Annotated in this window: 5 protein-coding genes; 4 read left to right on the forward strand and 1 reads right to left on the reverse strand. The window is 28.7% G+C overall.

Annotated features, from left to right (window positions below):
• Window positions 1–291: 291 nt before the first annotated feature.
• Window positions 292–1,092 (reverse strand): hypothetical protein, encoded by an 801-nt coding sequence (locus HSX10_RS18445; protein WP_173589730.1) that lies wholly within the window; start codon window positions 1,090–1,092, stop codon window positions 292–294.
• Window positions 1,093–1,395: 303 nt separating this feature from the next.
• On the opposite strand from HSX10_RS18445, the gene HSX10_RS18450 reads away from it, so the two are divergent.
• The 4 genes from HSX10_RS18450 to HSX10_RS18465 all read left to right on the forward strand — a co-directional run bounded on the left by HSX10_RS18450 (window position 1,396) and on the right by HSX10_RS18465 (window position 3,404).
• Entirely contained in the window at window positions 1,396–1,746 is a 351-nt protein-coding gene (locus HSX10_RS18450) for a hypothetical protein (protein ID WP_173589731.1), read from the forward strand.
• A gap of 28 nt (window positions 1,747–1,774) precedes the next feature.
• Window positions 1,775–1,957, forward strand: coding sequence for a hypothetical protein (locus tag HSX10_RS18455; protein ID WP_173589732.1), 183 nt, complete (start codon window positions 1,775–1,777; stop codon window positions 1,955–1,957).
• Window positions 1,958–2,195: 238 nt separating this feature from the next.
• Complete coding sequence (locus HSX10_RS18460; protein WP_173589733.1) at window positions 2,196–2,714, forward strand: hypothetical protein; 519 nt, start codon at window positions 2,196–2,198, stop codon at window positions 2,712–2,714.
• Between the two features lie 171 nt (window positions 2,715–2,885).
• Window positions 2,886–3,404 carry a hypothetical protein gene (locus tag HSX10_RS18465; RefSeq protein ID WP_173589734.1) on the forward strand — a complete coding sequence of 173 codons (519 nt, stop codon included), beginning with the start codon at window positions 2,886–2,888 and terminating at the stop codon, window positions 3,402–3,404.
• Window positions 3,405–3,503 lie beyond the last annotated feature (99 nt).

The raw sequence follows: 3,503 nt of genomic DNA on the forward strand, positions 1-3,503 counted from the left end.
GAATATTCTCAGGTTCGTAAAAGTTTACTAATTTAGTTGCCAAGCCACGCAACTAAGCATACACAAACACGTTAGCACACATTTCTTACTCATCCTATAAAAAAATTAAAACCGTGAAAAGGGGTTATGGATAGAAAAGAAAATTGGGCATTGTTCGTACATTACAACTTCTCGAATGAAATTAAAAATACCACAGAAAGAAACCAAAAAGATATGAATCAAAAAACCTGAACAATATTGTTATTGTTCAGGTTTAATTAATTATTTTTAATACTTTTCTTTATATCCAATTTATGGAATCAAAGCAGAAACTTTTCCGTTTAAAACATCTCCATTTCTTAAAACCGTATCACAAAAAATCAATGTTATTGTAATACCATCATTTTCAACAAATAATTCAGTTTCAGGAGTAGATTTACTTCCAATCAATACTTCATTGTTAGATTTTGTAAGCTCTCTTTCAATATAAGAAATATCAAACATGTAGTCAATGCCAAAATATTGTCCTGTTTTCGGATAGCCGTTGTCCAATTCATTAAAATCGATTTCATATATATTGGGCCAATTTCCAAATCTAAATCTAACGTTTCCATTATCACAACAATTAGGACTAGACACCTCTACATTAGCACTATACGATGTACCAGAGACATTATAAGTATTATTTTGTGTATGAGCACAAGGAATAGCAGAAGTAGTAAATGACTCCCAATCATCATCTTCACTAGAACCGTTTTTAGTAAAGGCAGTATAGTAATAGGTTGTATTTGGCACTAATGCGTCCACAATATGTTTAAATTTATATGTACCAGTATAATAATCTACATCTCCATCAAGTTCAATGATTTGATCATTACTTGAATCATTTTCATCTCCAATTCTAAATATAAAGCTGACTTTAAAAGTATCTGACTCAAGAAAAGCTCTATTAGAGTGATCAATAAAACCATTAAGTGTTACTGAGTTCTGAGAAATATATGTTACGTAAGACCTCACTATAGGAGCGTCATAAATTTGAGCTTCTTGAGAATCACTTTCACTACAAGAACTAATAAGACATAAAATAAATAAAAAGACAAGTGTTTTTTTCATTTGGGGTGATTTTTATTATTAGGGGAATAATATACCAAATATAAAAAACTTAACGACTGATGCCTAATAAAAAGCATCTGATGGATGATTTCGACTTATATAAAATAATTATTCAACAAATAAAATAACATGTGCTAACAAAGTATAAAATTAATTGCTAGTTTCTAGCTTACTTACGAAAGTCCTCGCGGACTTTCTATCTGTGATTTATTTGCTATCTTTAGTGTTTAAATCACGCAACTAATCTTATACAACAACGTTGGCAACAATTAAACACTCACTCAAAATCAAACTGAATCTGAAATGAATAGTACTGAAAAACTTTATAAATATCTGAATCTAAAATTGCAGAAACCTGTAAATTATAATGATTTGAATAATTTATGTTTTTCTTTGTTTTGCACTTTGGACATTCTTCCTGAAAATTTACAATCTTTAATAATCACCAAAAAAAATTTAGCGAAGACTTTTATAAAAATTATAACGGAAAATGATGTTTATAATAACTCGATAGAGAATACTTCGGAATTTAATGGTTTTGACGTTATTCTAAATGAGAATGATTGGATTGAACAAATTGATAAATCTATGAGGATGGATAAATGGCCGAATATAGAAAATGCGAAAATTTTACTCGGTACGAACGTAATCTAAATAAGTATATTGGAGACTTAATAAAAATATGACACGCTTTAAAGAATTAAAAAGAATAGAATTAGCGATTAAAAACAAAGATGAAAAAGAAATTGTTTGGGCACTTGACTATTGCAATTCTAGACTTCAAATTGCTAAAATGAAAAGTCAAATAAAACATTGGACTAAACTAAAAGGTAAATTAGAAAATGAAATAGACAGTTTCGAATAATAATAATAATAATAATAATAACTGTTGCCAACACCGTGTATAATTAATTGCTTGGTTCTTCCCTACTTGCGAAAATTCCTGCGGAATTTTCACGGGTTCGTAAATGTTTATTAACTTAGTTGCTTAACCACGCAACTAACCATACACAACAACGTTGGCATTCATTTGAGAACCGTCATTATTAATGATTTTCAATCCAATAATTTAGATTAGCTAATTCTGACTAGAATTTTGAAATATGAACTTTATCAAAAAAATATTTAGTAAAAAAAAAGAGGATGAAAAAGTAAATTTAAAGTGGAATGAACATCTCAATCAAATCTCTGAATCAATTGATAATGATGAATTGAGTTACCCAATTATATTGTTTTGTCACGTGCCTTGGGATTTTGAAGTTTATAATAATCCGTCTGAAATTATTAGAGAATCAATAAGTGGACATTGGGGATTAAATGAGTATTTATCGAAAAATATTGATGAGTTAGAGATTGTTGTTGATAGTTGTGGAAAAGCTTATAAATTATCTCACGAACATTATGACAAAAAAACTAAAACTGGATTTTCTTATCCTTCAAAGGTTGTAGGAGTTGAAACAATAGAAAACTTAAAGAAAAGAATTATTGATGGTTGTAATGATTATCTTATAACATTTTCAGAATCGGAAAAAGAAATTCTTAAAGCGAAAATGGAAACAGTAAAAAATATAAATTCGATTCCTGAATTGATATATTTTGCGGAAAAAGAATTAAACTTTTAGAAAAAAAACGAAATGCCAACACCGTGTATAATTAATTGCTTGGTCACTGCCGACTTACGAACATTCCTGCGGAATATTCTATCTGTGATTTATTTGCTAAATTAGTTGCTTAACCACGCAACTAACCATACACAACAACGTTGTGTGTAAGCTAAAAATCAGAACTAACGAATGAAAAAAATCTTGAAATTTAAACATTGGCAACTATTTATTCTGATAGTTCTGACTGCTGCTTGGTCATCACCAAGTCCTTTGCAGGAAATTATCAGATTTATAGGTCTAATTACTTTTCTTATTTGGACTTATGCTATTGGAATTTATGGACAAGAAAAATTGGAATATCTAAAACTTCCGACTTTGGACACGAAACTATTTAAAATTAACATAATTTTATTTCCGATTTTATTAATCGTCTCATTTTTACTTTCGCCTGAACAAACTGTTGAAAATACTCAACCGGAATTTAATACTCAAACGATTTTACTAATGCCGATTACACTCTATATGTTTTTTGCATTCTTTCAAACAATAGTTTTTTCTTGCAAAACACTTGCAATAATTGAACTGAAAAGAGAAGTGAAGTTTTCTGACTATTTAGTGAATTTAATATTAACTTTATTTTTAATAATTGGAGTTTGGATTTTACAACCGAAAATAACAAAACTGATAGCTGAAACTGAAAATAATTGAGTGGAATAAAAAAAAGCCTACACACAACAAAGTACTGTGGTAAAAAACAAGTAAAAACTTATTAATTTATTGCTAAAGTACTTCTGTAATTATTATCAT

Origin of the sequence: Winogradskyella undariae (genome assembly GCF_013285155.1) — a bacterium.
Lineage (GTDB): Bacteria > Bacteroidota > Bacteroidia > Flavobacteriales > Flavobacteriaceae > Winogradskyella > Winogradskyella undariae.

Excerpts from the sequence above, each read along its gene's own strand:
- HSX10_RS18445 (WP_173589730.1), bottom strand. The coding sequence starts at position 1,092 with ATGAAAAAAACACTTGTCTTTTTATTTATTTTATGTCTTATTAGTTCT.
- HSX10_RS18450 (WP_173589731.1), top strand. The coding sequence starts at position 1,396 with ATGAATAGTACTGAAAAACTTTATAAATATCTGAATCTAAAATTGCAG.
- HSX10_RS18455 (WP_173589732.1), top strand. The coding sequence starts at position 1,775 with ATGACACGCTTTAAAGAATTAAAAAGAATAGAATTAGCGATTAAAAAC.
- HSX10_RS18460 (WP_173589733.1), top strand. The coding sequence starts at position 2,196 with ATGAACTTTATCAAAAAAATATTTAGTAAAAAAAAAGAGGATGAAAAA.
- HSX10_RS18465 (WP_173589734.1), top strand. The coding sequence starts at position 2,886 with ATGAAAAAAATCTTGAAATTTAAACATTGGCAACTATTTATTCTGATA.